This window comes from Acinetobacter sp. UBA1496, from assembly GCF_002324975.1.
In the GTDB taxonomy this organism is placed as follows: Bacteria; Pseudomonadota; Gammaproteobacteria; order Pseudomonadales; family Moraxellaceae; genus Acinetobacter; species Acinetobacter variabilis.
In genome coordinates, this window is the sequence record NZ_DCRI01000022.1 from 27,488 (window position 1) to 51,714 (window position 24,227).

Consider the following 24,227-nt stretch of genomic DNA (forward strand, 5'->3'; position numbering starts at 1 on the left):
TTTTTATTTAAAGGCGTTTTTGAAATTCTTATAAAAGTAAATATGTGGTTTGATTAAAAAAGATGTTATTTAAACAGTATAGTAGAGTGTTGTAATAATCCCACACTTTGCCAAAGTGCGTAAATCCCCAGTCCAAATAGAAAAAACAGCACTAGATATTTGAAATGTTGCTGGGAAAGTCGATGACGTATTTTCCCCCCTAACCAGACACCGATGAGAGCAAATAACGTGATTCCAAGCAGGATATGTCGCTGATGGGTTTGCAAAGAAATGAGAATCGGGAAGAGTAAGGTCAACTGCACCAGTTTGCTGGCAATAAAGTTAAGATTACTGATGATGACGATATCAGTTTTGGAGAGCTGACAGCTAAGCAGATACATCATCAGGAAGGGTGCCATGGCATTGGTTGCACCTCCAATCATGCCGGCCAGTAAACCGAATCCCAGCATACTAAGCTGACTGCTACTGACTCGAAGCGGAGTAGAGCGTAACTGATCCAGTACATAGAAAATAATCACCAGACCCAGTAATAATTTAAGATAGCCTTCATTGATCCAAATGAGTAATTTGACCCCCAGCACACTACCGACCAGACTGCTGAGCATAAGTGGCCAATAGCGTGAGACATAATAGCGAATGCTCTGCAACAGGCTATATTTTGGATCGCTATTGAGCATCCAAAGGTTCAGTAACAGGCAGGGGAGAATCACCAAGGTGACTGCTGTACTTAAGGCATATTCACTGGATAAGGCAGCCGTACTTAGCATAGGAAAGCCAAAACCACTGACCCCATGCAGTAATGCCGCGATCGCACACAGCCAAAGTACAACCCATTCTGCCTGCGTCATCTGAAATCCATTTCAAGTAGAAAGTATCAACTTATCCTGAATAGGCGAGCAGGGTAAAGCGTAAAATAGTAATAAGACCAAAACCTAAAAATCAGGCAAAAAAAAACCACGATCTTTTGGGGGAAGGACCGTGGCATAAAAATTTCACCATATGAATATTTAGGTGAAAGAGGAAACGATTTTATCGGTAGTCTTTATCCTGATTCACGGTACGCACAGGACGTTCATAATCAGTTCTGCTCGCAGCATAATCAGGCATAGAATTCTTTTTTGGCATCACTAACCATAGAACCAGATAAACTAAGATACCCGGGAAAGCAGCACTCATGACCGAAATAATCACGAAGATCAAGCGTAATAAATTTGCGTTCCAACCAAAACGTTCAGCAATACCACCCATTACACCTGCAATCATGTTTGAGCGGTTAGAGCGATATAAACCAACATTGGCCATCCAAGTCTCCTGATAGAAAAAAATAAGATTGAGTCTAAAAAATGACTCATATTTATAAGAATGGAGTTTTATCTGAATTTTTAAAGTATCTATTGAAAATAAATTCGTTAAGTAATGTTACGGGAGATTAAATAATCCTTAAAAAATCACTAAGATCATAAAAATTCCATTGAATTCATTATTAAAACTTATAAGTTTTCAGTGAGTCGTCTGCCTATATAGATGTGCACCCCTTCAGGTATATTTTTAAAATGAAATCGAATGTATCGCATCATTTAAGTGGTTTATGCCGGCTTGGATTTGTGCTGGGAAGTGTTGCAGGACTGATTGCCTGTGATGATCATCAAAGCAAACCCTTACCTGATACTACGAAAACTTTGGCACAAGATGGCGTAGTCATCTCCGCCGCCAATGAAAGTTATGACACCCGTAATGCTAAATCGCTCACCCAGACTGCAACCTATAATGCATTGCCTGTAGAACCAAATGTCGATCCTAAACCTGTACCGGATTATGCCAAAAGCTATGTCGGGCGTTATCTTACCCAGATTGATTGTGACGGGCGGTTTGCGCCTTGTACGGAAGGGAAGTCGGTATTTATTTTGACTTTATTGCCAGATGGTACAGTGCATCGCAGTATTGTGCATTATGGCAAAGTCTTTGTGAATAATTCCAGACGGGTTCAGACTGAAAGCAATGTGACCTATCGTAAGGACCGCTGGACGATTAATCCAGAACAAACTGAACTGATCGTGGACCATAAAGAAGGAGCAAAGTTCTACTATATGATTAAAAGCCCAACGCATCTGGTCATGAATCTGGAAAAAATTTATGACGAAAAAGAACGGGCAAACCAGCAATTATTTGATCAGGGTTATCCTGCACCTTCTAAAGCGTATGAGCTGGTCAAAGATTCTGAATTTAAAATCACTGAATAAAAGCGATAAAGTCTCTAAAGAATTTAAAAACAGCATAAATGAAAATGGCGATTTTAAAATTGTCAGGATGAACTGTGCTTAAATAAAAAGAATGAACTGAATAATATAGGAAATATTATAAGAATATTGAAAGAAGAAAATGAATATAGAGGGGAGAATGGTGGGCCGTCCGCGACTCGAACGCGGGACCAATGGATTAAAAGTCCACTGCTCTACCAACTGAGCTAACGGCCCATTCGGGTAATCAAAGTAGCTTTGATTGAATTTTCTAAAAAGAGATTTTAGAAATGATGGTGGGCCGTCCGCGACTCGAACGCGGGACCAATGGATTAAAAGTCCACTGCTCTACCAACTGAGCTAACGGCCCATCAGGGGATATCAAATTTAATGGTGGGCCGTCCGCGACTCGAACGCGGGACCAATGGATTAAAAGTCCACTGCTCTACCAACTGAGCTAACGGCCCTGAACCAACAATTAAGCAAGACTTAATTGTGCAGTGCAAGAGAAACTAAAAAAGTTCTAAAAGCACCACTTTGTTTGATGGAGCGTATTGTAGCAAGATCTCATTGCAGCGCAAGTAAAAAATAACAAAGTTGCCTATGTTTGATTATAAATACAACAATTCTGCTTTATCTAAACAAAAAATAGGCAACTTCAGCACTTAGAAACGATATTGATAGGCTTGAATGTTCTCAAAAATTTCTTGAGTCAGCTCACAATACGCATCGCTCCCTGGCAATAAAACCAGCAGGCGTTCATCGGTTTTATTTGGATCAAAAGCCTGTTCTTTCAGTTTGTTTTTCTGATATTTGAAGGTACCGGTCGTTTCTACCTGCTCTTGAATGCGCAGAAAAACCGGAACTGCATATGCAGGCAGACAGCGTTTAAAGGTGCTGACCATATTTTTTAGGTCTTGCTCATCCAGGGTGCTTCCCGGTTGCAGGGTAATTGCAGCCATGCCAGCACGGCCATTAGTATTCGGAATTTCTACGCCATAAACCACAGCTTCGATAATTTTGTCATACTCGGTCAGCATGTTTTCGACTTCAGTCGTTGAAACATTTTCACCTTTCCAGCGGAAGGTATCGCCGAGACGGTCAACAAACTGGGCATGACGGAAACCGATATTACGTACCAGATCGCCGGTATTGAAGTAGGAATCACCTTTGCCGAACACGTCATGCATGATGACTGCCTTGTTCTTTTCCGGATCGGTATAGCCATCGAAAGGGGAGCGGCGGGTAATTTTACCAATCAATAAACCGGTTTCACCTTTTTTTACCCGTTTGCAGCGACCTTTGGCATCACGCACAGGCTCATTTTTATCTTTATCAAATTCGATAATGGCATAAGGTGTTGGTGAGAAACCGACAGTATTGTCAAAGTTAAAGACATTGCTGAAACCGGCATTACCTTCACTTGAGGCATACAGTTCCAGTACTTCCTTGATGCCAAAACGGGATTTGAATTTATCCCAGATATTCGGGCGCATGCCATTACCAATCATCTTGGTGACACGATGGCCTTTTTCCAGTTCAGACGGTGGGGCATCCATCAGGTAGCGGCAAAGTTCACCGACATAACCAATCGCTGAAGCATCAAATTTTTTGACATCTTTCCAGAAGGAAGAGGTGGAGAATTTACGGCGGATGGCAAAAGTACTGCTTCCGGCAATCACCCCACACCAGCACACCACAATACCTGTCGCATGATAAAGCGGCAGGGTGCAGTACATCACGTCATCTTTATTCAGGTTCAGGACATGGCCATAGGTGCCATAGGCGAGTGTCCAGCGGCTATTGGTAAAGATCACCGCTTTAGGTAAGCCGGTAGTACCTGAAGTATAGATATAGAACAGGCCGTCTTTGCCTTGTACCGAATGCGTAGTCGGTGTATTGAATTTCGGGAACTGGTCAATCTGCTCTGCTAGGTTGATAAACCCTTCAGGTGCTTGTCCGGTATTTTCTTGTATGTTCTGATCGGCAAACCAGTGGAAACGGTCAGCGGCAATATTGAGATTATTGCGGATTTCATCAACGGCAGCACGGCACTCTTCACCGACAATGACTGCAATCGGTTTCACCAGATTAATACTATGTGTCAGGACTTTGCCGACCTGAGAAGTATTCACCAGCGCAATTGTGATGCCCAGCTTGGCTAGACCAATCACACTGGCAATAAACTCCGGACGGTTCTCGACCATCACGGCCACCACATCACCTTTCTGTGCACCGAGAGAGAGGTAGAAATGTGCGATCTGGTTCGCCCAGCCATTTAGGTGAGCATAGGTATAGGACTGATCCTCAAAACGTAATGCAATACCTTCAGGATTACGCTGTGTTGCTTTTTCAAAAGCTAAACCCAGGCCTGCGGGCGTATTGGGAGTACGTAAATAAGCCTGTCGCAGTCCGTTCAGCAGATTAGGGACCTTACTGATGAAGGCAGGGATTTTGGCTGCGACATCTGCAATGCCAATAAGATCGGGTTGGTTCGTCTGGGTCATGGGCGTCCTATCATTTTTCGTATCCAATGCGTTTAATTTATATGCAATAAACGGATGATAGCCATCTTTTAGCGTGTTGAAACTAGAGTAATCAACCTATTCTGACAAAATCTAGCAAAAAAAACCTAGCCACCGAAATGACTAGGTTTTTTTAGTTAACTGCAATTGGGTGAATTATGACTCAGTTGCAGTATTAGTTTTTTTCGGTGGACGGCCACGTGGACGACGTGGGCGGGCAGCCGGTTTTTCAGCTTTTGTTACAGTTTCTTCAGCTTTATCGGCTTCCGGAGTTTCAGTAGGCGCAGCTTCGTTTTCTGCTGGAGTTGCTTCAGCTGTAGCCGTTTCAGTGACTTCTTCAGCTGGAATCTGTTCAGCGTTCGCAGTTTCTACAGGCGCTTCAGCAGCTGGCTCAGGAGTTTGAGTCGCTTCAGTTGTATCAGCACTTTCTACTGCGGCTACCGGAGCTTCAGCAGGTGCAGCTTCAGTATTTTCAGCTTTCGCCTCTTCCGCTGGAGCCGTTGCTTCTGCAGCAGGTTCAGCTGCAGTAGATTCTGCTTCAGCTTGTGCTTGCTGTTTAGCCTGCTGTAATGCTTGCTCGGCAGCCAGTTTAGCGAGACGACGACGCTCACGTGGATCATTCGCCACACGTTTCTCTGAAACCGGTGCAGGCGGAGTTAAATCCAGCACAGGTGCAGGTTCTGCTTCAGGTTGTGCTTTGCTGACTTCTACATCACGAGTTACAGGTTTTTTCTCTGTGGTCGCGGTGGAAACCGTTGCTAAAGTCGCATTATATTCCTGCGTGAACTTTTGCAATGCGCGGTTAAACGTTGGCAACAGACCAAACTGTTCAATCAGGACTGAACAGTCTTCGCCATAAACATGGCGAATCAGACTGCCAATGGTGTATTGGCCAAGTGTTGGCACCTGTGATGGTGTCAATTGCTGAGTTTTCGCCTGTTGGCCTTGTGCAGCACGACGGCGGTCACGACGACGTTGACGTGGGTCATTGCTGGCACGCTGTTTTGATGATGACTGAGCTTCCGGTGCTTTCTCTGCAGGAGCAGATGCAGTCACTTCAGCCAGGAACTCTTCCGCAGCTGGTGCTTCTACAGGAGCATCGGCAGGGGCAGTCACTTCAACAGCAGGTTTTGCGACTGGAGCAGTGTCATTCAATGCCACAATTTCGCTTTTCGCCTCGTCAATATTCACCACCATTGCTGTTGGCATCACTTCTTTACGAGGAGCATCGACCAGTTCTACACGCACTTGCTTTTCATTGACTGCTGGAGCTTCAACGGCAGCAGGTGCTTGAGGTACACCTTGCTCATTCAGAACACTTGGATCGCGGTGGCGATTTGGACGTTCTGGACGTTGCTGGTTGCGACGGTCACGACGTGGCACGTTTTGCTGTTGCTCATTGCCGTGAGTATCGCTTTGCTGTGCAGACTCGTTGTGGTGCTGACGGCGAGAGTTGCGTTTGTTTTCACGCGCTTCCTGACGAGAAACCTGAACCACTTCTTCATGCATCTGATGTTGTGATACATTATCAGACTGCGCCTGTTCACGTGGCTCTTTGTGCTTGTTGCTACGTGCTTTTTTGTTATGACGCTGTGATTTCTCTTCACGTTCAGTTTTTTCAGACTGATCACGCTCTGGTTTATGTGCCACAGTCGAAGGCGCCAGATAAGCATTGCCGGTAGTTGCCGGTGCTACAACAGCTGCTGGCTGTGCAGATACTGCTGGTGTTACAGGAGCAACCTGGCCGAACTGACCACGACTCACTGCCCCGCCATTCACCATCTGTTCGATGGCAGCAGCAGCATTGTTCGCTGTGCGAGACTGATCAACAGTAGTTGCCTGTTTTTGTACAAACAGGTTTTCTAACCATGCACATGGGCTGGCTGCAGGTGCTGCAACTTGAGCAGGTGCCTGTTGTGCAACAGGTGCTTGCTGTACGTTTTGCTGATTTTGGTTATTGCGGCGTTTATTGTTTTTGCCGTTGTTTTGCTGCTGAGCAGGTGCTGGTGCAGCAGTATGCGTATGTTCTTCTTCTAAATGCCACTCAGAAGACTCATAACCCAGTTCTTTTTCGCTTGAACGGGTTGCTTCAGTACGCTCGTAACTGGTTGGTGCGAAACCTTCAGGGTTATACGAAATTTCGTAGTGAGGCGTTTCCAGGTGTGGATGTGGAAGTACAGTCACACGTGTATTTGAAGTTTGTTCCAGATATACCAGGCTGTGACGTTTTTCATTCAGCATGAATGCTGCAATTTCTACTGGTACTTCAACCTGAACTTCACCATGACGTTCACGTAGCGCGATTTCTTCCACTTTACGCATAATTGAAAGTGAGAGAGAACGTAAGTCACGCACCATACCGGTACCATGACAGCGTGGGCAGACATAACCAGTCGCTTCTTCTAATGATGGACGCAGACGTTGACGACTCATTTCCATCAGGCCGAAACGAGACAGTTGGCCAAACTGGATACGTGCGCGGTCGCTTTGAGTCGCTTCACGTAGTTTCGCTTCTACCATACGCTGGTTGCGGTCTTTGGTCATGTCGATGAAGTCGATAACAACTAAGCCACCGATATCACGTAAACGTAATTGACGAGCAATTTCTTCAGCAGCTTCAAGGTTGGTATTTAACGCTGTATCTTCAACGTCCTGACCACGAGTTGATTTTGCTGAGTTAATATCGATTGAAACTAAAGCTTCAGTTTGGTCGATCACGATCGAACCGCCTGAAGGCAGTTTCACTTCACGTTCATAAGCAGTTTGGATTTGGCTTTCGATACCGAAATGCGCAAACAAAGGCTCATTCAATGTATAAGTTTTCAGTTTGTCTAACTGAAGCGGCATTACTGCTTTAACAAAGTTATATGCTTCGTTATAGGCTTGCTCAGAATCAATCAGGATTTCTGCTACATCATCACGCAGGTAATCACGGATCGCACGAGTTACTACACCTGCTTCCTGATGGACCAGCATAGGCGATGGGCCTGAATTTGCAGTGCTTTGGATTTGTGCCCAAAGGTCTAGTAAATGTTGCAGATCAAGCTGTAGTTCTTCTTGAGAACGGCCAATGCCTGCTGTACGAACAATGACGCTCATACCACGTGGCACATTTAAAGAAGCCAGCATTTCTTTCAGTTCTTCACGTACTGAACCGGAAATCTGACGGCTGATACCGCCACCTTTCGGGTTGTTTGGCATCAGAACCAGATAACGACCAGCTAAAGAGATGAAAGTTGAAAGGGCAGCGCCTTTATTGCCGCGCTCTTCTTTTTCCACCTGAACCAGAAGTTCAGTGCCTTCAGTAATCAGTTCACGGATATTTGAAGTTTGACGAGGATCGGCTTTGTAGTAAGAGTTTGCGATTTCACGCATAGACAGGAAGCCTTGGCGACCTGCGCCGTATTCAACGAATACAGCTTCTAAAGAAGGTTCAACGCGAGTCACGTGACCTTTATAGATATTCGATTTTTTTTGTTCACGGGTACGATTCTCTAAATCGAAATCGTAAAGACGCTGACCAGTGACAAGTGCAACGCGAATTTCTTCGGCATGTGTTGCATTAATCAACATACGTTTCATGGGTGTAACACCTTATAGTGATACACAGCAAAAAATCGCTATTCACGTAGCGAACATCACACATCACGGATCAATGGCCCAGATCTCCAATGAGTTTCATTGTGGTCTGAGTCTTTTATTCCCGGCGTCTACTTGAATATAGATCAGCTTCGGTATTTTGATTCACGTATTGATGATGGCAATACGGCTTCAATCTTTAAACGATTAAAGTCACCTGAACGTTTCACTGGCGGACAAGCGGTGCATTAGATGTGAGTAACTTTCACTGTCACATTGCTCGAAGATCATCCCTTCTTTATAGAAAGTGTCTTGATACGGAATTGTCGTCGTATCTTTACAAACTGTGCAGATCCAATGCATCAAACGCTGTAGCCTGAAGTCGTCTTCAGGGTGCGACTAATCTGATGTGTATCAGTTTACGTTTAAAAACCAACTAGGTTGGCGACATATTTTTTCAGACAAACTGATTTATGTACCTGAGGTACAATTAAACGCAACAGTTTGCTTTGTTTGCCGATATAATAAGCCTTCGGCGTCGGCATAATTCTTTTGGGACCTTCCCGTATCATGTGAGTCTTTAATTGAATAATCAAGTTCAGAGAAATCTGAAATGCTTCAACTTTTACTCACAAACGATGGTTTCCGTGCGCTGACTATACCAAACCTTGCATCATCTGCCTATGGGCTAAGCTTATGTTTCTTGTGTAAAGCATAACCTAAGTGATCAGTTTTTAATCAATTTTAGTATTTTTGGGTCATAGTAACTGTATGAATTCTACACAACAATGGCAAAGCGTCACTTGGTTTGAAGTGGATGAACATCAAGATGGACAGCGAATCGATAATTTCCTGTTCAGTCGTCTGAAAGGGGTGCCTAAAAGTCGGATTTATCGTCTGATTCGTGAAGGACAGGTTCGCGTCAATAAAAAACGCATTAAGGCCGAAACCAAACTGGCGATTGGCGACCAGATTCGTGTGGCACCGATTCGTTATGAGCAAAAAGATGAATCAGAAGCGCCGATTTCGGACAAGGTGGCCCAAGGTCTTCTGTCCCGTGTGGTATATGAAGATGAAGGCTTGATGGTCGTCAATAAACCATCGGGTATTGCCGTGCATGGCGGTAGCGGTGTGGCGTATGGCCTAATTGAGGGCCTGCGTGCTGCAACAGGTAAAAAATACCTGGAACTGATTCACCGTATTGACCGTGACACCTCTGGTTTGGTGATGATCTCGAAAAAGCGTAGTACCTTAAAAACGCTACAAGATTTATTACGTGAACATAAGATTAAAAAAACTTATGCCGCTGTCGTGAAAGGACATGTAACGCTAGATAAACAACTCATTGACGCGCCTTTACACCGTTATGAACTTTCTAATGGTGAGCGTCGTGTACGTGTCTCTAAAGAAGGCAAAGAGTCTAAAACCCAGTGGAATGTAGCAGAGCGTTTTATGCATGCGACACTGGTGTATGCTTCTCCATTGTCTGGTCGTACCCATCAGATTCGTGTACATGGTCTCAGCATCGGTCATCCGCTGGTAGGTGATGAGAAATATGGTCACGAGACTGAATATCGTGGGCCAAAGCCACGCCGCTTATGTCTGCATGCGATGCGTCTGGAAATTCCAGGTTATCCGACCATTGAAGCGCCTTTGCCTGAAGATATGCAGAGTCTTGTGGCTCAGCTTCGTGCGCAAAAGGCAGATAAGGTGGTAACGCCTGCGGAAGATGACGAGTAATTTTTAGCTTTTAAGTTAACCCTCTCCCTGAGCAGCACTGCTGCGCAAGTCTCCTTTCTTGCACGAATTTTAAAAGCAATGCTTTAAAATTCGCTCAGGAGAGGGAACGTTGAGTTCGCATGTGCTAGTGATAAGTCAAAATAGCTAAGAATTTATCTTTATTATTTAGTTACTGTACGTTGTTCAGTAATGAATTCTCCCTCTCCTTTTAGGAGAGGGCTGGGGTGAGGTAAAAGTAAAGCACAGCCGAGTTTTGTAGTTATAAAATCAAATTTTATCGCGTAGGCAGTGTTTTACTTTTGAGGGGGCAAAAGTAACAAAACCCCTTCTGTTGATCTGATTGCACCTCCCTATGCCACAGATCAACGGCGACATCCATGTCGCTATTGGATAGCCAATAGCTGTTGTGATATCACAATAAAAGTTATTTTGTGATGAAACTCTCCCTCCTTTGAAAAAGGAGGGTCGGGGTGGATTAACACTGAATCAAATACTAGGAACCTTATATGAATTCACCTCTAAAACTGGTCATTTTTGATTGGGATGGCACTTTATTTGATTCAGTGGGGCAGATCGTGTCGAGCCTGCAGTTTGCCGCACAGCAGTTTCAGCAACCGTTGACCGATGCCGACGCCAAAAGCATTATCGGATTAGGTTTGCCAGAAGTCGCACAGCGACTATTCCCAACTGTACCAGAATTACATGCCGATATTTTGCAGGCTTATTCAGATCATTATGTGGCGAACTCTGTTGAAGATGCCTGGTTCGATGGCGTGTCTGAAATGCTCTATGCATTAAAGGATGAAGGCATTAAATTAGCAGTCGCTACCGGTAAAAGTCGTAAAGGTTTAGATCGTGTATTAAAGCAAACCAAGAGTATGGATCTGTTTCATGCCACTCGTGCTGCCAGTGAAACCCGCTCTAAACCTGATCCTTTAATGCTGGCTGAAATCCTGTCTGAAACTGGTATTAGTGCGCATGAAGCGATTATGGTCGGTGACACTTCTTATGATCTGGAAATGGCGATGAATATTGCCATGCCAAGTGTGGGTGTGACTTATGGCGTGCATACACCGGAAACCTTGGCGCAGTTTAATCCGCTATCGATTGTCAACGATGTCAGCAGTTTGCATGACTTTTTATTGGCTAAAGTCCAATGGAAAGAAGCCATTTAATTCAGTATCTTAGTCATTATTCAAGATCCGGCATTTTCTGAAATAGAAGATGCGGATCAATGCTGTAGATTTGAACAACTGGTCTTATCTTTTAGTCTAAAGTTGTGATTACAGTGGTTTTGTTCTGTCATGATTGTTGAGCTATTTAGTTGGATATAACTTAATTCATAATTATAAGATTATGTTTTTAATTGATTTTTATAAATTTAATTTATAGATAATAGCTATTGCAAAAAATAAAATAACTATTGGCATTCACGTCGTATTTTTCTCATCCTAAAACTGTTTATTCATATGCCCATACTAGGCGCAATTGTTTATTGGAATGATCGAAATGATCAGACCAGAACATTTTGCCTGTCTTAGTTCTCGGCATAAGCCTCATTTTTGCAGTTTAAGGAAACATTGATGTCGAATTCTGCTGTTGTTGAATCAGTTGCACAAGCATTACGTACTGCTGACCTCTCAAAAACTGCGATCGCACCGATTCGCCCGGAACTTGGTGGTGAAAGTGCTGACGTAGATATTGCCTATGCCGTTCAGGAAGTAAATACCGAGCGTGCTCTGGCGGAAGGTCGCCGTCTGGTAGGTCGTAAAATTGGTTTGACATCGAAAGTGGTTCAAGCACAGCTTGGCGTAGATCAGCCTGACTTCGGTATGCTGTTTGCCGACATGGCCTATGGCGATGGTGAAGCAATCTCTGTAGGTTTGCTGATTCAACCGAAAGTTGAAGCTGAAATCGCATTGGTCATCAAAGAAGATCTGACTAAAGCAAAACACACCTATGCAGACATCATTAGTGCAACTGACTATGCACTTCCTGCTGTAGAAGTGGTCGATAGCCGTATCGAAAACTGGAAAATCAGCCTGATCGATACTGTGGCTGATAACGCATCTTCTGCTGCATTCGTTCTGGGCTCTAAGCCTGTCAAACTGGAAAACCTTGATCTTGTGAACTGCAAGATGGTCATGACACGTGGCGACGAAGTGGTTTCTCAAGGCGTGGGTAAAGCATGTCTGGCAAATCCATTAAATGCTGCGGTATGGCTGGCAGACGAAATGGTACGCCGTGGCCGTCCATTATTAAAAGGCGACATTATTTTGACTGGTGCTTTAGGTCCAATGGTCGTGGCTCAGCCGGGCGATGAATTCAAAGTTGAAATTGAAGGCTTTGGTTCAGTAACAGCTGCTTTTGCTGCTGAATAAGGGAATACAAGAGAGTACATTCATGAAAAAGATTAAATGTGCATTGATCGGTCCAGGTAACATTGGTACTGACTTGCTTTATAAACTGCAACGCAGCGAATGGTTAGAACCAGTATGGATGGTGGGGAACGACCCGACTTCTGGAGGTCTGGCACGTGCAGCGAAAATGGGTTTAAAAACTACGGCTGAAGGTGTAGACGGTCTGCTTCCTCATGTTGTTGAAGACGATATCAAAATTGCATTTGATGCAACTTCTGCTTATGTACATGCTGAAAACAGCCGTAAGCTGAACGAGCTTGGCGTGTTAATGATTGACTTGACTCCTGCTGCAATCGGCCCTTACTGTGTACCACCAGTAAACCTTGAAGCTTTACTTGAACAAGGTGAAGTACCAAACGTAAACATGGTAACTTGTGGTGGTCAGGCTACTATTCCTATGGTTGCAGCGATTTCTCGCGTTCAGCCTGTGAACTATGGTGAAATCATCGCGACTGTATCTACTAAATCAGTAGGTCCAGGTACACGTAAAAACATCGACGAATTCACGCGTACTACTGCTGGTGCGATTGAAAAAGTGGGTGGTGCAAAACAAGGTAAAGCGATCATCATCATTAACCCTGCTGAGCCACCACTGATGATGCGCGACACTGTTCACTGTCTAGTTGAAGGTGAACCAGATCAAGCGGCAATCACTGAATCTGTACACGCGATGATCAAAGAAGTTCAGAAATACGTACCAAGTTACAAACTGGTGAATGGTCCAGTATTTGATGGCAACCGCGTATCGATCTTCCTTGAAGTTGAAGGTCTGGGGGACTTCCTGCCTAAATATGCAGGTAACCTCGACATTATGACTGCAGCAGCTGCACGTACCGCAGAAATGTTCGCAGAACGTGTTTTAAATACAGTTGAAGCTTAAGGAGCACCTTCATGTCTAAGATTATTATTAATGATATGACTTTACGTGATGGTATGCATCCAATGCGCCATCAAACTACACCTGAGCAAATGGTTGCGATTGCAACTGCTTTGGATGGTGCAGGTGTACCTTTAATCGAAGTCACACACGGTGACGGCCTTGGCGGTAACTCTGTAAACTACGGTTTCGCAGCTGCAACTGATGAAGAATACCTGAAAGCAGTGATTCCAAACCTGAAACAAGCCAAAGTTTCTGCACTTTTACTTCCTGGTATTGGTACTGTTGATCACCTGAAAATGGCGCATGATGTAGGTGTAGCAACTATCCGTGTTGCAACTCACTCTACTGAAGCAGACGTGTCTGAACAGCACATTACTGCTGCTCGTAAACTGGGTATGGACACTGTGGGCTTCCTGATGATGGCGCACATGGCTTCTCCAGAAAAATTACTTGAAGAAGCACAAAAAATGGTGTCTTACGGTGCTAACTGTATCTATGTCACTGACTCTGCTGGTTACATGCTTCCGCAAGACGTGACTGATCGCGTAGGTATTTTACGTGCCAACCTCGGTTCAGACATCGAAATTGGTTTCCATGGTCACCATAACTTGGGCATGGGCGTTGCAAACTCTGTTTCTGCTGTACAAGCAGGTGCAACACGTGTTGACTTGGCATCAGCTGGTCTAGGGGCTGGTGCGGGTAATACTCCACTTGAACTGTTTGTTGCGGTTGCAAACCGTATGCAAATGGAAACTGGTGTTGACCTGTTTAAAGTACAAGACGTTGCAGAAGATCTGATCATCCCAATGATGACTCATCAGATCCGTGCTGACCGTGATGCTGCAACTTTAGGTTATGCGGGTGTTTACTCTTCATTCCTGCTGTTTGCTAAACGTGCTGAAGCAAAATATGGCGTATCTGCTCGTGAAATTCTGCTTGAGCTTGGTCGTCGTGGTACCGTTGGTGGTCAGGAAGATATGATTGAAGACTTGGCATTGACCATGTCTAAAGCACGTGAAATGCAAGCCTAAGTTTTTAATATAAAGCAGGCTTGAATTAAGCACTTCAAATGCGTTTGGGGTGCTTTTTTTATGCTGTGAAAGATGTAAAAACATACTGAAATTTGTGCTGAATTAAAATGTTTTTCTTATAAATTGGCTTTATAAAAAATAACGCTAACACATGGGTTTAAAGTTAAAAAAGATTAATCCTTCACATGGTGCAAAAAATAACAGCGTTTTTCGCCTAAATTAAGAAGTGAATTCAAATAAAAATTCATCTGGTGAGGATTTAGGGCGTAATTTTTTTATCGTTAAAAAGAATTAAAAAACTTGGAAAAAAGCTGCTCGATACAGAAAGTGCTGAATTTGTAGAAAAGCTTAATACTGTGGTCGGATTTTTTTCATGACAAGAGTTTTGCATGATGCCCAGATTCGCTTATTGGATGAATAGGAAAAACGCATGCATCGTCACAATTTATGGATAGCACTTTTTGCTGCGACAGCAACTATAGGGACAACTGCAACTCAGGCAGATTTTATTGACGACAGCAATGTTCAACTTAAATTTAAGAATTTTTATTTAGATCGTCAAATTAAAGACAACCCTGCGGGGAACTTTGGTTCATGGTCACAAGCAGTCACCTTGGATGCTAAATCGGGTTATCACGATTTAGGCGTAATTCAGGTGGGTGCTGATCTTCTGGTTCAACACGCAGTAAAACTCAATGGTCGTGATAAAAATGCAGACTGGGTTTTGCCGCATGATGGTAAAGAGTCAAAAGATCATTTTGGTAAGGTCGGTGCAACTCTAAAAGTTAAATTTTCTGAAACTGAATTAAAAGTAGGTGACTTATTGCCAATGTCACCTGTGGTGTTCTTTGACCCATCGCGTCAATTGTTAACGACTTATAGCGGTGCATGGTTAGAATCTAAAGATATCAAAGACACTAAACTGACCTTGGCTTATATTGATGGTATTAATGCACGTTATGATAACCAATACCAAGATTTTACGTTGTTCCCTCAAAATAATTTTTCTGTTGCAGAAGCGAATAAATTAAGCACAGATGATGGTATGTATCTTGTGGGAGTAGATCATCAATTTACCCCTAAAGTAGGTGGAAGTTATTGGTATGCGGATGTAACCAACATCTATCAACAACATTATGTCGCTGCAAACTATAAAACGACTTTGGCTGAAAAAACTAAGCTGGATACCCATGTACGCTATTTTGACAACAGCGAATCGGGTGACAAGCTGTATGGCAATATTGACAGCCAAGCCGTGTCTGCTGGTGCAAAAGTGAATCATGGGATGCACACTGTACAGTTAGGTTATCAACAAATGTTTGGTGAGCACGGTACAAAAGCCCCAATGTTCCCGACCTTGTGCGGGTGGGTGCCGCAGCCTTACTTAGACAACTGGTCTGTGGCGAGCTTCATTCGTAAAGATGAGCGTTCTTGGAGTTTGGGTTATACCTATAATTTTGCTGATGTGGGTGCTCCTGGTTTAACAGCGACAGTACGTCATTTCCGCGGTGACAATATCGATTTGGGCGCAGGCAAGCCAGAAGGTAAAGAAAACGAAAATAACGTCATTGTGAACTATGTTGTGCCAGAAGGTAAGCTTAAAGGTTTAGGCTTTAATTATATGTTCATCGATACCAATTTTAACTTTGCGAATGACTTAGAAGAACACCGTATCGCCACGACTTACACTTATAAAGTCTAAAGCTAGATAAAAATTAGAGCGGCTTTTTATAATCGCTCTTTTTTTTTAATATTTACTGAATAAATACCTTATATAAATTAAGACTTTTATTTTATTAAATTTATAAAATTCAAAGAGTTGTTTAATCGTTTTTTTGTAGGTTGTGATCGTAAATTTGTATCAGTTGATGCCGTGTGAACAGGTAATATAAGCCTGTAAAAGTAATGTTGAATGAGTCAACTTGACGTCGAATTCTTGAAAATAGAGGGACACGCAAGCGAAAGACTGTAAGAGGAAGCAATATGAGCACTGTTCAAATCCCTGACTATCAAACAGATCCATTCTTTGGCTTAGAAGACAAATGGATTGAAACCGCTGAAGGCGAGTTGACCCATTACCACGAAATTGGTGAAGGTACGCCTATTCTATTTTTACACGGTTCAGGTACGGGTGTATCGGCTGCGGCAAACTGGTGGTTAAACCTGCCACAAATTGGTGAGCAGGCACGTTGTATCGCGATTGATACCATTGGTTATGGCCAAACTGTGGTTGCACCGGGTACTGAATATGGTATCCGTGCCTGGGTAGATCATGCGATTCGTACACTAGACGCTTTGGGTATCGAAAAAACCTGGTTGGTCGGTAACTCTCTGGGTGGCTGGTTAGCATTCCAGATGGCATTGGATTATCCAGATCGCATTTTGGGTATCGTGTCTATGGGTACGGGCGGTGCAAAACAGACTGCTGCACTGAAAGCACACGCAAACCCTGTTCTGACTGAAGAAGGTATCAAGAAAACCCTGTCTATGTTCGTGGTGAACAAAGACCTGATCACTGACGAACTGGTTAAAGTACGTTTTGCTTCTGCTGCAAATGACTATGCATCAAACCGTTTGATGGATGTAGTGGGCGCACGTGACCGTGACCGTTTCGAATTCCCGTTAGACTTCGACAAAATGAAAGACATCACTGTTCCTGTACTTTTGATTCACGGTACTCAAGACGTGGTGATTCCAGTATCACGTACTTGGGATATTTTGAACGTTGTTCCAAATGCTGATGCACACATTTTCAGTCAATGTGGCCACTGGTCTCAAGTTGAAAAAGCTGATGAATTCAATACTGTAATTAAAAACTACCTGGCTGTTCACGGCGTAAAATAAGTCGTAGCTCGGTGAAAAAGGATGGCTGAAGCCATCTTTTTTTATACCTGCAAAAATGAACTTAAAGGCTTTCAATGAGGATGATTCTCATTCATTGCCGATTTAGATTTAAACATAATTTTCACAATATCTTTGGCGTCTAAATTCTTTTTTCTTCCCCTTAAAATCGCATTAGACTTAAGTTGTAAAAGTAGGGGGTGGATTGAATGTTAAATGATCAATTTGGAGATTTTGATAGATTTTCTTAATACAGCAGCTGGCTGAAATATAGATTAAAACGTTAAATACAGATATTTTTGTTTGATGGAAAAATACACACTTGAATTGAGGGAAATAAAAAACGCGCCTCTGAGCTGGTCAGTAAGCGCGTCAGGACTCAGTTAAAGACTTATTGTTACTGATCGCGATTAATATCGAGATAGAATACACGTGTCAGTAATTCAAGGAATTTCTTTACTGCAACCGAGTTGCCATCTTTACGATAGCTGACATACAGGCCCAGATAAGGTAGCTCCACGTCTAAGGGGCGAATCACTGTATTGTTCATGGTCAGTGGCGCAATATAGCCGGGCAGAATGGTACAACCTAAACCAATCCCGATCGAGTTGATGTTAAACAGAATATTGTCTGCTTTCTGCACAATATTAAATTCAATACCATTGGTTTTAGCGAAGTCCAGGATAGCATTGTGCAGGGTCAATGACTGCTCTGCTGAAGGAATAATAAAATCAATGCCATTAAGGGCTTTCACCGGAATACGGTCATATTTCGCAAGTGGATGATCTTTCGGAAGAATGAAGATCAATGGCTCACGAATCACAAACTGGCTTTCGATTTCATCACTATGGAAATTGTGACGAGTAAAGGTCAGATCCAGTTCTCCTTTCTTCAATAATCGCATTTGCTCATTATTATTCAGACTGAGCAATTCAATTTTTAAATCAGGGTTTTGCACGCGCAAATTCGGCAAAATATACGGGAAGATTTTCATCTCCGCGACAGGGACGAAACCGATGCGCAACATCTGCTGCTTGGCTTGTGAGACCTGACGCGCCATGGCAATCGCCTTGTCGGCTTGTGCCAGCGTTAGGCGGGCCTGTTCAAGGAATACAGCTCCTTCTTCGGTCAGTTCGACTTTACGCTTGGTACGGTGTAGCAGTTTGACACCGACATCTTCTTCCAAATCTTTGATTTGCTGACTCAAAGAAGGCTGTGCCGTATAAAGTTTAAGTGCCGCCTTACTAAAGTTCAGTTCTTCAGCAACGGTAATAAAGTAACGAAGATGTCGTAATTCCATAAAACTAGCCCGCCGAGTAATCCAAAAAATGTATTACTATAATTTTCAGGCAGTATAGTGCATAAGCAACTATATGGTGAAGCTTATTTTACCATTCACAAAGTAAACGAATGTGTCATCAAAAAAGTGTTTTAATGGAGAATATCGCCAAGTGATTAATTGGTGAAATCTATTAATCAAAACAAAAAAAAATATTTCCGCAAATTCACTCAAAAATCCATCATCGTTGAAAAGTTGAGTCTATTACTTTGTGCCATATCTGGTCACAGGAGAGCTTTTCATGAGTGGAAAAATTGATGTGCGCGAAATCGACGCTTTAGTCGATGCACAAAATGGACGTATCACGCCATCTATCTATACAGATCCTGACATTTACGAATTAGAACTTGAACGTGTCTTCGGTCGTACATGGTTATTCCTTTGCCATGAAAGCCAGATTCCTAAGGCCGGTGACTTCTTCAATACCTATATGGGTGAAGATCCAATCATCGTGGCACGCCAAAAAGACGGCTCAATCAAAGCATTCTTAAACCAGTGCCGTCACCGTTCTATGCGTGTGAGTTTCGCTGACTGTGGTAATACACGTGCATTCACTTGCCCGTACCACGGCTGGTCATACGGTATTGACGGTTTTCTAAAAGACATTCCGCTTGAAGAGCGTGCTTACCCACATGGTGCATGTAAAGAGCAATGGGGTCTGGTTGAAGTTAATCGTGTTAAATCATACAAAGGCCTGATCTTCGGTTGCTGGGATGAAACGACTCCTGACCTAGAAGAATACATGGGCGATATCGCTTGGTACCTCGATGGTGTTGTTGACCGTCGTCCGGGTGGTACTGAAATCATCGGTGGTGTACACAAGTGGGAAATCGAGTGTAACTGGAAATTTGCAGCGGAACAGTTCGCATCTGACCAATACCACGCACTGTTCTCTCACGCTTCTGCGATTCAGGTGCTTGGCGAGAAACCAGATGATGAATCTTCTAAGAAATTAGGTGCTGCTCAAACGGCTCGTCCTGTATGGGAAACTGCGAAAGATGCACTTCAATACGGTTCACGTGGTCACGGTTCAGGCTTCTTCTTCACAGAGAAACCAGACGCAAACGTATGGGTGGACGGTGAAGTAGCGAACTACTTCCGTGAAACTTACGAAGAAGTGAAAGAACGCCTAGGTGAAACTCGTGCGCTTCGTTTAGCGGGTCACAACACCATGTTCCCTACATTGTCTTGGTTGAACGGTACTGCGACTCTTCGTGTATGGCACCCACGTGGTCCAAACAAAACTGAAGTTTGGGCATTCTGTATCTGTGATGCGGACGCACCAGAAGATGTACAAGCAGCATTTGAACGTTCTGCAACTCGTGCCTTCGGTCCTGCAGGCTTCCTGGAGCAAGATGACTCTGAAAACTGGATCGAAATCCAAAAAGTTTTACGTGGTTACAAAGCACGTCAAAACAAATTGATCGTTGAGATGGGTAAAGGCAACGAAAAAGTACGTGAAGATGGTATCCCGGGTATCACCAACTACATTTTCTCTGAAACTGCAGCACGTGGTATGTACCGCCGTTGGGCAGATTTATTGATTCATGAAAAATGGGAAGACGTGGAAAAAGCGGCTGACGAATATGAGAAGGAGCTTATGAAATGAGTCAAATCAGCTTAGAACTTCATCACCAGATTAGTCAGTTCCTCTATCGTGAAGCGAAATTGCTTGATGACTGGAAATTCCGCGAATGGTTAGACACGTTAGCTGAAGATATTTCTTACACGCTACGTACCACGCCAAACGCACAAACTCGTGACCGTCGTCGTTCAGTTGAACCACCAACAACTTGGGTGTTCAACGATACGAAAGATCTTTTAGAGCGTCGTGTAGCGCGTCTGGAAACCGGTATGGCTTGGGCTGAAGAGCCTCCATCACGTACAACACACATGGTGTCTAACGTGATTGTTGAAGCAACTGGGGTTGAAGGCGAATACGACGTGTACGTGACATATTTATTGTACCGTACGCAAAAAGAGAAAGACGTGGTTATCTACTGTGGTAAACGTCATGACAAGATCCGTAAAGTTGAAGGTGGCCTAGGCTTCCAGATTTTCAACCGTAAGATCATGCTTGACCAAGTTACCTATAACTCACATAACTTGAGTGTGTTCTTCTAATGAATAAGATTTTTGTTTGCCAAGTTGACGAATTAGACGAAGGCGAAGCGTTAAAAGTGGATTGCGGCGTAAACGGTATCGAAGCGCTTGCAGTATTCAACAACGGTGGCGAATTCTTCGCAATGAACGACCGCTGTTCACACGGTAATGCTTCTATGTCTGAAGGCTACCTTGAAGACGACGGTACAGTGGAATGTCCACTTCATGCAGCTCGCTTCTGTTTGAAAACAGGTCAGGCACTTTGCTTACCAGCAACTGACCCGATTCAAACATTCCCAGTTGTACTTGAAGATGGTGCGTTATACGTAGAGATGGCAGGAGAGTAATCATGGGTTGGCTACAAGGCGAAGTTGCACTGATCACTGGTGGTGGTTCAGGTCTCGGTTGGGCACTGGTAGAACGTTTCCTGGAAGAGGGCGCACAAGTGGCCGTTCTTCAACGTTCACAGTCTAAAGTCGATGCACTGAACGCGCATTTTGGTGATCGCGTGCTGGCAATCGCAGGTGATGTGGCCAGCTATGAAGACAACGTCCGTGCTGTTAAAGCGACTGTAGAGCGTTACGGTAAACTCGACTGTTTCGTGGGTAATGCTGGTATCTGGGATCACTACGCTGATATCGTCAATACTTCAGGCGAGCAGCTGGAAAAAGCCTTTGATGAGATTATGGGGATTAACACTAAATCTCTGATCTCAGGTGCCAAAGCTGCGCTTGAGGAGTTAGTAAAATCTGAAGGTTCAATCATTTTCACACTGTCTAATTCGGCACTGTACTCCGCTGGCGGAGGCCCTGTGTATACTGCATCTAAGCATGCCGGGGTAGGTATTATGAAAGAACTGGACTACGAGCTTGCGCCTAAAGTACGAGTGAACGCCGTTGCGCCATCAGGTATGAATGTGAATATCAAAGGTGCTGCATCTTTAGGTCAGGAAAATCTTGGTCTGCTTGATGCACGTGATCCTGAGAAAATCGCCCGTGGTATGCCACTGAATTTCTTACCTGAGCCGGAAGATATGACGGGTTCATATGTGCTCTTGGCATCTCGTCAAAATAACCGTCCACTGACTGGTGTTCTGATCAATGCAGAATGTGGTCTGGGGATTCGTGGTTTACGTCAACCACGTGCCGGTTTCTTTGACGAATAAAAATCTAGTCTAAATCAAATAGACTTACCGGCAGCCTCCTCTTGGCTGCCTTCCTTTTAAGGAGTCTCTCATAGCCGTTAAACTTATTTGTGCATCGCACAGTCCTTTAATGGAATTTGCTTCACCGCAAGACAAAGCACAAGAACAAAAAGTTCGTGATGCTTTTGAAAAATTGTCTGCTGAAGTAAAAGCTTACGACCCAACCCTGATCATTACTTTTGGTCCTGACCATTTCAATGGTTTCTTCTATGACCTGATGCCAAGTTTCTGTGTGGGAATCCGCGCCAAAGCTGCAGGGGACTGGGACTACGGTAAAGACAATGACCACATTGATGTACCTGAAGACAAAGCACTGGCTTTGGTTCGCCGTGTACTCGATGAGGGTGTGGACGTTGCATATTCTTATTGCATGCAAGCCGACCACGGTGTGACTCAGCCATTGCACTTCCTGTGCAACGGCAAACTTGATCGTTATCCAACGATCCCAGTTTTTATTAATGGTGCTGCAGCACCGATGCCGACCACCAAGCGTACCATCGCTTTAGGTCGTGCTGTAGGCCAGTTCATTAAATCTCTGAACCTTGAAAATGGGCGTGTACTTGTCCTGGGTACAGGCGGTCTTTCTCATGATCCACCAACACCACAAATGGGTTCTATACCACCAGAAGTGGAAGAATTCCTGATTGCGGGTCGTAACCCGACTCCTGAAGCACGTCATGCACGTCAGGCCAAAGTGATTGCAGTCGGTCAGAAACTTGCCGCAGGCGATACCTCTGTGGCTGTGCCGCTCAGCCCTGAATGGGATATTGCCTTGCTTGAAAAATTCAAACAGGCAGACTTTGCAGCTATGGAAGCCATGACCGAAGCTGAAATTCGTCGAGATGGTGGTCGTGGTGGTCAGGAAGTCCGTTCGTGGATGGCTGCTTTTGCTGCCTTAAGCGAAATGGGCGAGTACGAAATGACAACGCACTGTTATGAAGAAATCAGTGAATGGATTGCGGGCTTCGGCATCGTATCTGCAGAGTTAAAAGGTTAAAGACATGAGCAACATCGAAACCATCGTAATTGTAGGTGCTGGCCAGGCAGGTGCAAGCGCGATTTTAGAACTTCGTGGCAATAAATACGAAGGTAAAATCATTCTGATCGGTGATGAAACGCATCTTCCTTATGAGCGTCCACCACTGTCTAAAGACATGATTCTAAAACCTGAAGAAACCAAGATTGAAATTCTGTCAGAAGAAAAACTGGCTGAACTTGGTGTAGAAACCATTCGTGGTAATGGCGTGACAAAAATCAACGCTGAAGCGAAAACGGTTGAACTTCAAAATGGGGACGTTGTTGCTTATGACAAACTGTTGCTTGCCACTGGCGGCGCAGCACGTCGTCTGCCAAACTTCGATGCGCTGGGTAAACACGTTTATACGCTGCGTAACCTGGAAGATTCGCAAGCACTGGTGCCTGTATTGCAATCAGGCCGTCGTATTGTCTTGATTGGTGGTGGCGTGATCGGTCTGGAACTGGCTTGTTCTGCACGTTTCAAAGAATGCCAAGTAACTGTGATCGAAATGGGGCCTATGGTCATGGGCCGTTGTTCACCACGTATTCTGAGCGAGTTCCTGTTAGAACAACAACGTTTGGCAGGTATCGATGTTCGTCTGGAAACCAAGATTGCAGACTGCCGACTTGAACAAGATCAAGACGGTGAAGAAGTTGTGATTACCCTGGAGGGTGGTGAAGAGCTTCGTGCTGATGCTGTAGTTTATGGTATCGGTATCGTGCCAAATGCACAATTGGCTGTAGAAGCTGGCTTGGATGTTGATTTCGCGATTAAAGTGAATGAAAACTGCCAGACTTCAAATGCAGATATTTATGCAGCGGGTGACGTAGCAACTCAATTACGTAACTGTGGTAACCACCGTCGTGTAGAAACTTGGGAAAATGCCAACCTGCAAGCAGAGATCTTTGCGCGCCATGTGATGGGCGTTGAACATCCGACGCCTAATCCAGCTTGGTTCTGGACAGATCAGTTGGACATCAACTACCAGTTCGTGGGTGACATGGCGGCTGCTGAATGGCAAGTTCGTGGTGAAGTCAATCCAGAGCTTCGCGCTGAATCATCATTCGTGATGTTTGGTGTGACTGATGGCGTTATTGTTGGCGGTATCACTGTAAATGCGGCAAAAGAAATGCGTCACCTGAAAAAACTGATCAGCAAGAATGCAGCGTTTGAAGCAGATAAATATTTAGATCTCAGCCAGGATCTTCGTAAACTTGTGAAGTAATCTGAGTTTACAAAAGGGCAGACCTCGGGCAACCTGGGTCTGCTTTTTTATGTCTGTCAGATTGTGCTGTCATGACCTTACATTC

20 protein-coding genes and 3 tRNA genes are annotated in these 24,227 nt (G+C 44.0%); 15 read left to right on the forward strand and 8 right to left on the reverse strand.

What is annotated here, in order from left to right; translation table 11 throughout:
- Positions 1–65 precede the first annotated feature (65 nt).
- The gene (locus B3143_RS02180) at positions 66–848 is read right to left on the reverse strand and encodes a sulfite exporter TauE/SafE family protein (protein WP_034169834.1); all 783 of its coding nucleotides are present in this window, start codon (positions 846–848) and stop codon (positions 66–68) included.
- Between the two features lie 181 nt (positions 849–1,029).
- Positions 1,030–1,302 (reverse strand): PspC domain-containing protein, encoded by a 273-nt coding sequence (locus tag B3143_RS02185; protein WP_034169835.1) that lies wholly within the window; start codon positions 1,300–1,302, stop codon positions 1,030–1,032.
- A gap of 251 nt (positions 1,303–1,553) precedes the next feature.
- Here B3143_RS02185 and B3143_RS02190 point away from each other — a divergent pair, with 251 nt between their 5' ends.
- Positions 1,554–2,240 (forward strand): hypothetical protein, encoded by a 687-nt coding sequence (locus tag B3143_RS02190; protein ID WP_286739339.1) that lies wholly within the window; start codon positions 1,554–1,556, stop codon positions 2,238–2,240.
- A 158-nt stretch (positions 2,241–2,398) separates the two neighbouring features.
- Here the strand turns inward: B3143_RS02190 and B3143_RS02195 are convergent.
- The 5 genes from B3143_RS02195 to B3143_RS02215 form a co-directional block, all read right to left on the reverse strand.
- A tRNA-Lys gene (locus B3143_RS02195) sits at positions 2,399–2,474 on the reverse strand.
- Positions 2,475–2,531: 57 nt separating this feature from the next.
- A tRNA-Lys gene (locus tag B3143_RS02200) sits at positions 2,532–2,607 on the reverse strand.
- A 21-nt stretch (positions 2,608–2,628) separates the two neighbouring features.
- Positions 2,629–2,704: transfer RNA gene (locus B3143_RS02205), tRNA-Lys, on the reverse strand.
- 198 nt (positions 2,705–2,902) lie between these two features.
- Entirely contained in the window at positions 2,903–4,744 is a 1,842-nt protein-coding gene (locus B3143_RS02210; RefSeq protein WP_286739340.1) for a long-chain-acyl-CoA synthetase, read from the reverse strand.
- Between the two features lie 174 nt (positions 4,745–4,918).
- Complete coding sequence (locus B3143_RS02215) at positions 4,919–8,344, reverse strand: Rne/Rng family ribonuclease (protein ID WP_261635064.1); 3,426 nt, start codon at positions 8,342–8,344, stop codon at positions 4,919–4,921.
- 99 nt (positions 8,345–8,443) lie between these two features.
- Between B3143_RS02215 and B3143_RS02220 the strand changes: the two genes are divergently transcribed.
- From B3143_RS02220 to B3143_RS02255, 8 genes are all read left to right on the forward strand, one after another.
- Positions 8,444–8,593: a hypothetical protein gene (locus tag B3143_RS02220; protein WP_180018640.1), complete on the forward strand. Its 150-nt coding sequence runs from the start codon at positions 8,444–8,446 to the stop codon at positions 8,591–8,593.
- A gap of 519 nt (positions 8,594–9,112) precedes the next feature.
- Positions 9,113–10,081, forward strand: coding sequence for an RluA family pseudouridine synthase (locus B3143_RS02225; protein ID WP_261635063.1), 969 nt, complete (start codon positions 9,113–9,115; stop codon positions 10,079–10,081).
- 506 nt (positions 10,082–10,587) lie between these two features.
- Positions 10,588–11,256 carry an HAD-IIIA family hydrolase gene (locus B3143_RS02230; protein ID WP_261635062.1) on the forward strand — a complete coding sequence of 223 codons (669 nt, stop codon included), beginning with the start codon at positions 10,588–10,590 and terminating at the stop codon, positions 11,254–11,256.
- A 408-nt stretch (positions 11,257–11,664) separates the two neighbouring features.
- Positions 11,665–12,462, forward strand: coding sequence for a 2-keto-4-pentenoate hydratase (locus tag B3143_RS02235; RefSeq protein WP_261635061.1), 798 nt, complete (start codon positions 11,665–11,667; stop codon positions 12,460–12,462).
- Between the two features lie 22 nt (positions 12,463–12,484).
- Positions 12,485–13,381, forward strand: coding sequence for an acetaldehyde dehydrogenase (acetylating) (locus B3143_RS02240; protein WP_261635059.1), 897 nt, complete (start codon positions 12,485–12,487; stop codon positions 13,379–13,381).
- Between the two features lie 11 nt (positions 13,382–13,392).
- The gene (gene dmpG / locus B3143_RS02245) at positions 13,393–14,412 is read left to right on the forward strand and encodes a 4-hydroxy-2-oxovalerate aldolase (RefSeq protein WP_261635058.1); all 1,020 of its coding nucleotides are present in this window, start codon (positions 13,393–13,395) and stop codon (positions 14,410–14,412) included.
- A 430-nt stretch (positions 14,413–14,842) separates the two neighbouring features.
- On the forward strand, positions 14,843–16,114 hold the full coding sequence (locus B3143_RS02250; RefSeq protein ID WP_261635057.1) for an OprD family porin: 1,272 nt from the start codon (positions 14,843–14,845) through the stop codon (positions 16,112–16,114).
- 281 nt (positions 16,115–16,395) lie between these two features.
- Positions 16,396–17,256 (forward strand): alpha/beta fold hydrolase, encoded by an 861-nt coding sequence (locus B3143_RS02255; RefSeq protein ID WP_261635056.1) that lies wholly within the window; start codon positions 16,396–16,398, stop codon positions 17,254–17,256.
- Positions 17,257–17,650: 394 nt separating this feature from the next.
- Here B3143_RS02255 and hcaR read toward each other — a convergent pair whose 3' ends face one another.
- A complete protein-coding gene (gene hcaR, locus B3143_RS02260; RefSeq protein ID WP_261635055.1) occupies positions 17,651–18,553 on the reverse strand; it encodes a DNA-binding transcriptional regulator HcaR in 903 nt (300 codons plus the stop codon).
- A 280-nt stretch (positions 18,554–18,833) separates the two neighbouring features.
- Here hcaR and hcaE point away from each other — a divergent pair, with 280 nt between their 5' ends.
- From hcaE to hcaD, 6 genes are all read left to right on the forward strand, one after another.
- A complete protein-coding gene (gene hcaE / locus B3143_RS02265) occupies positions 18,834–20,201 on the forward strand; it encodes a 3-phenylpropionate/cinnamic acid dioxygenase subunit alpha (RefSeq protein ID WP_286739351.1) in 1,368 nt (455 codons plus the stop codon).
- Positions 20,198–20,716 carry a 3-phenylpropionate/cinnamic acid dioxygenase subunit beta gene (hcaF, locus tag B3143_RS02270; RefSeq protein ID WP_261635053.1) on the forward strand — a complete coding sequence of 173 codons (519 nt, stop codon included), beginning with the start codon at positions 20,198–20,200 and terminating at the stop codon, positions 20,714–20,716. The genes hcaE and hcaF overlap by 4 nt, the downstream gene beginning before the upstream one ends.
- Positions 20,716–21,042, forward strand: a complete 327-nt coding sequence (gene hcaC, locus B3143_RS02275; protein ID WP_004781817.1) for a 3-phenylpropionate/cinnamic acid dioxygenase ferredoxin subunit — start codon at positions 20,716–20,718, stop codon at positions 21,040–21,042. The genes hcaF and hcaC overlap by 1 nt, the downstream gene beginning before the upstream one ends.
- Positions 21,043–21,044: 2 nt before the next feature.
- Positions 21,045–21,860 carry a 3-phenylpropionate-dihydrodiol/cinnamic acid-dihydrodiol dehydrogenase gene (hcaB, locus tag B3143_RS02280; protein ID WP_261635052.1) on the forward strand — a complete coding sequence of 272 codons (816 nt, stop codon included), beginning with the start codon at positions 21,045–21,047 and terminating at the stop codon, positions 21,858–21,860.
- Positions 21,861–21,930: 70 nt separating this feature from the next.
- Positions 21,931–22,896, forward strand: a complete 966-nt coding sequence (locus B3143_RS02285; protein WP_261635545.1) for a 3-carboxyethylcatechol 2,3-dioxygenase — start codon at positions 21,931–21,933, stop codon at positions 22,894–22,896.
- A gap of 4 nt (positions 22,897–22,900) precedes the next feature.
- The gene (gene hcaD / locus B3143_RS02290) at positions 22,901–24,142 is read left to right on the forward strand and encodes a 3-phenylpropionate/cinnamic acid dioxygenase ferredoxin--NAD(+) reductase subunit (RefSeq protein ID WP_286739354.1); all 1,242 of its coding nucleotides are present in this window, start codon (positions 22,901–22,903) and stop codon (positions 24,140–24,142) included.
- The last annotated feature ends 85 nt before the right edge of the window (positions 24,143–24,227 follow it).

Bases quoted from the DNA above. Each gene is read 5' to 3' on its own strand.
- B3143_RS02210 (WP_286739340.1), bottom strand. From the start codon at position 4,744: ATGACCCAGACGAACCAACCCGATCTTATTGGCATTGCAGATGTCGCA.
- B3143_RS02185 (WP_034169835.1), bottom strand. From the start codon at position 1,302: ATGGCCAATGTTGGTTTATATCGCTCTAACCGCTCAAACATGATTGCA.
- dmpG (WP_261635058.1), top strand. From the start codon at position 13,393: ATGTCTAAGATTATTATTAATGATATGACTTTACGTGATGGTATGCAT.
- B3143_RS02250 (WP_261635057.1), top strand. From the start codon at position 14,843: ATGCATCGTCACAATTTATGGATAGCACTTTTTGCTGCGACAGCAACT.
- hcaR (WP_261635055.1), bottom strand. From the start codon at position 18,553: ATGGAATTACGACATCTTCGTTACTTTATTACCGTTGCTGAAGAACTG.
- hcaF (WP_261635053.1), top strand. From the start codon at position 20,198: ATGAGTCAAATCAGCTTAGAACTTCATCACCAGATTAGTCAGTTCCTC.
- B3143_RS02255 (WP_261635056.1), top strand. From the start codon at position 16,396: ATGAGCACTGTTCAAATCCCTGACTATCAAACAGATCCATTCTTTGGC.
- B3143_RS02180 (WP_034169834.1), bottom strand. From the start codon at position 848: ATGACGCAGGCAGAATGGGTTGTACTTTGGCTGTGTGCGATCGCGGCA.
- B3143_RS02225 (WP_261635063.1), top strand. From the start codon at position 9,113: ATGAATTCTACACAACAATGGCAAAGCGTCACTTGGTTTGAAGTGGAT.
- B3143_RS02215 (WP_261635064.1), bottom strand. From the start codon at position 8,344: ATGAAACGTATGTTGATTAATGCAACACATGCCGAAGAAATTCGCGTT.
- hcaD (WP_286739354.1), top strand. From the start codon at position 22,901: ATGAGCAACATCGAAACCATCGTAATTGTAGGTGCTGGCCAGGCAGGT.
- B3143_RS02235 (WP_261635061.1), top strand. From the start codon at position 11,665: ATGTCGAATTCTGCTGTTGTTGAATCAGTTGCACAAGCATTACGTACT.
- hcaB (WP_261635052.1), top strand. From the start codon at position 21,045: ATGGGTTGGCTACAAGGCGAAGTTGCACTGATCACTGGTGGTGGTTCA.
- B3143_RS02230 (WP_261635062.1), top strand. From the start codon at position 10,588: ATGAATTCACCTCTAAAACTGGTCATTTTTGATTGGGATGGCACTTTA.
- B3143_RS02190 (WP_286739339.1), top strand. From the start codon at position 1,554: ATGAAATCGAATGTATCGCATCATTTAAGTGGTTTATGCCGGCTTGGA.
- hcaE (WP_286739351.1), top strand. From the start codon at position 18,834: ATGAGTGGAAAAATTGATGTGCGCGAAATCGACGCTTTAGTCGATGCA.
- hcaC (WP_004781817.1), top strand. From the start codon at position 20,716: ATGAATAAGATTTTTGTTTGCCAAGTTGACGAATTAGACGAAGGCGAA.
- B3143_RS02240 (WP_261635059.1), top strand. From the start codon at position 12,485: ATGAAAAAGATTAAATGTGCATTGATCGGTCCAGGTAACATTGGTACT.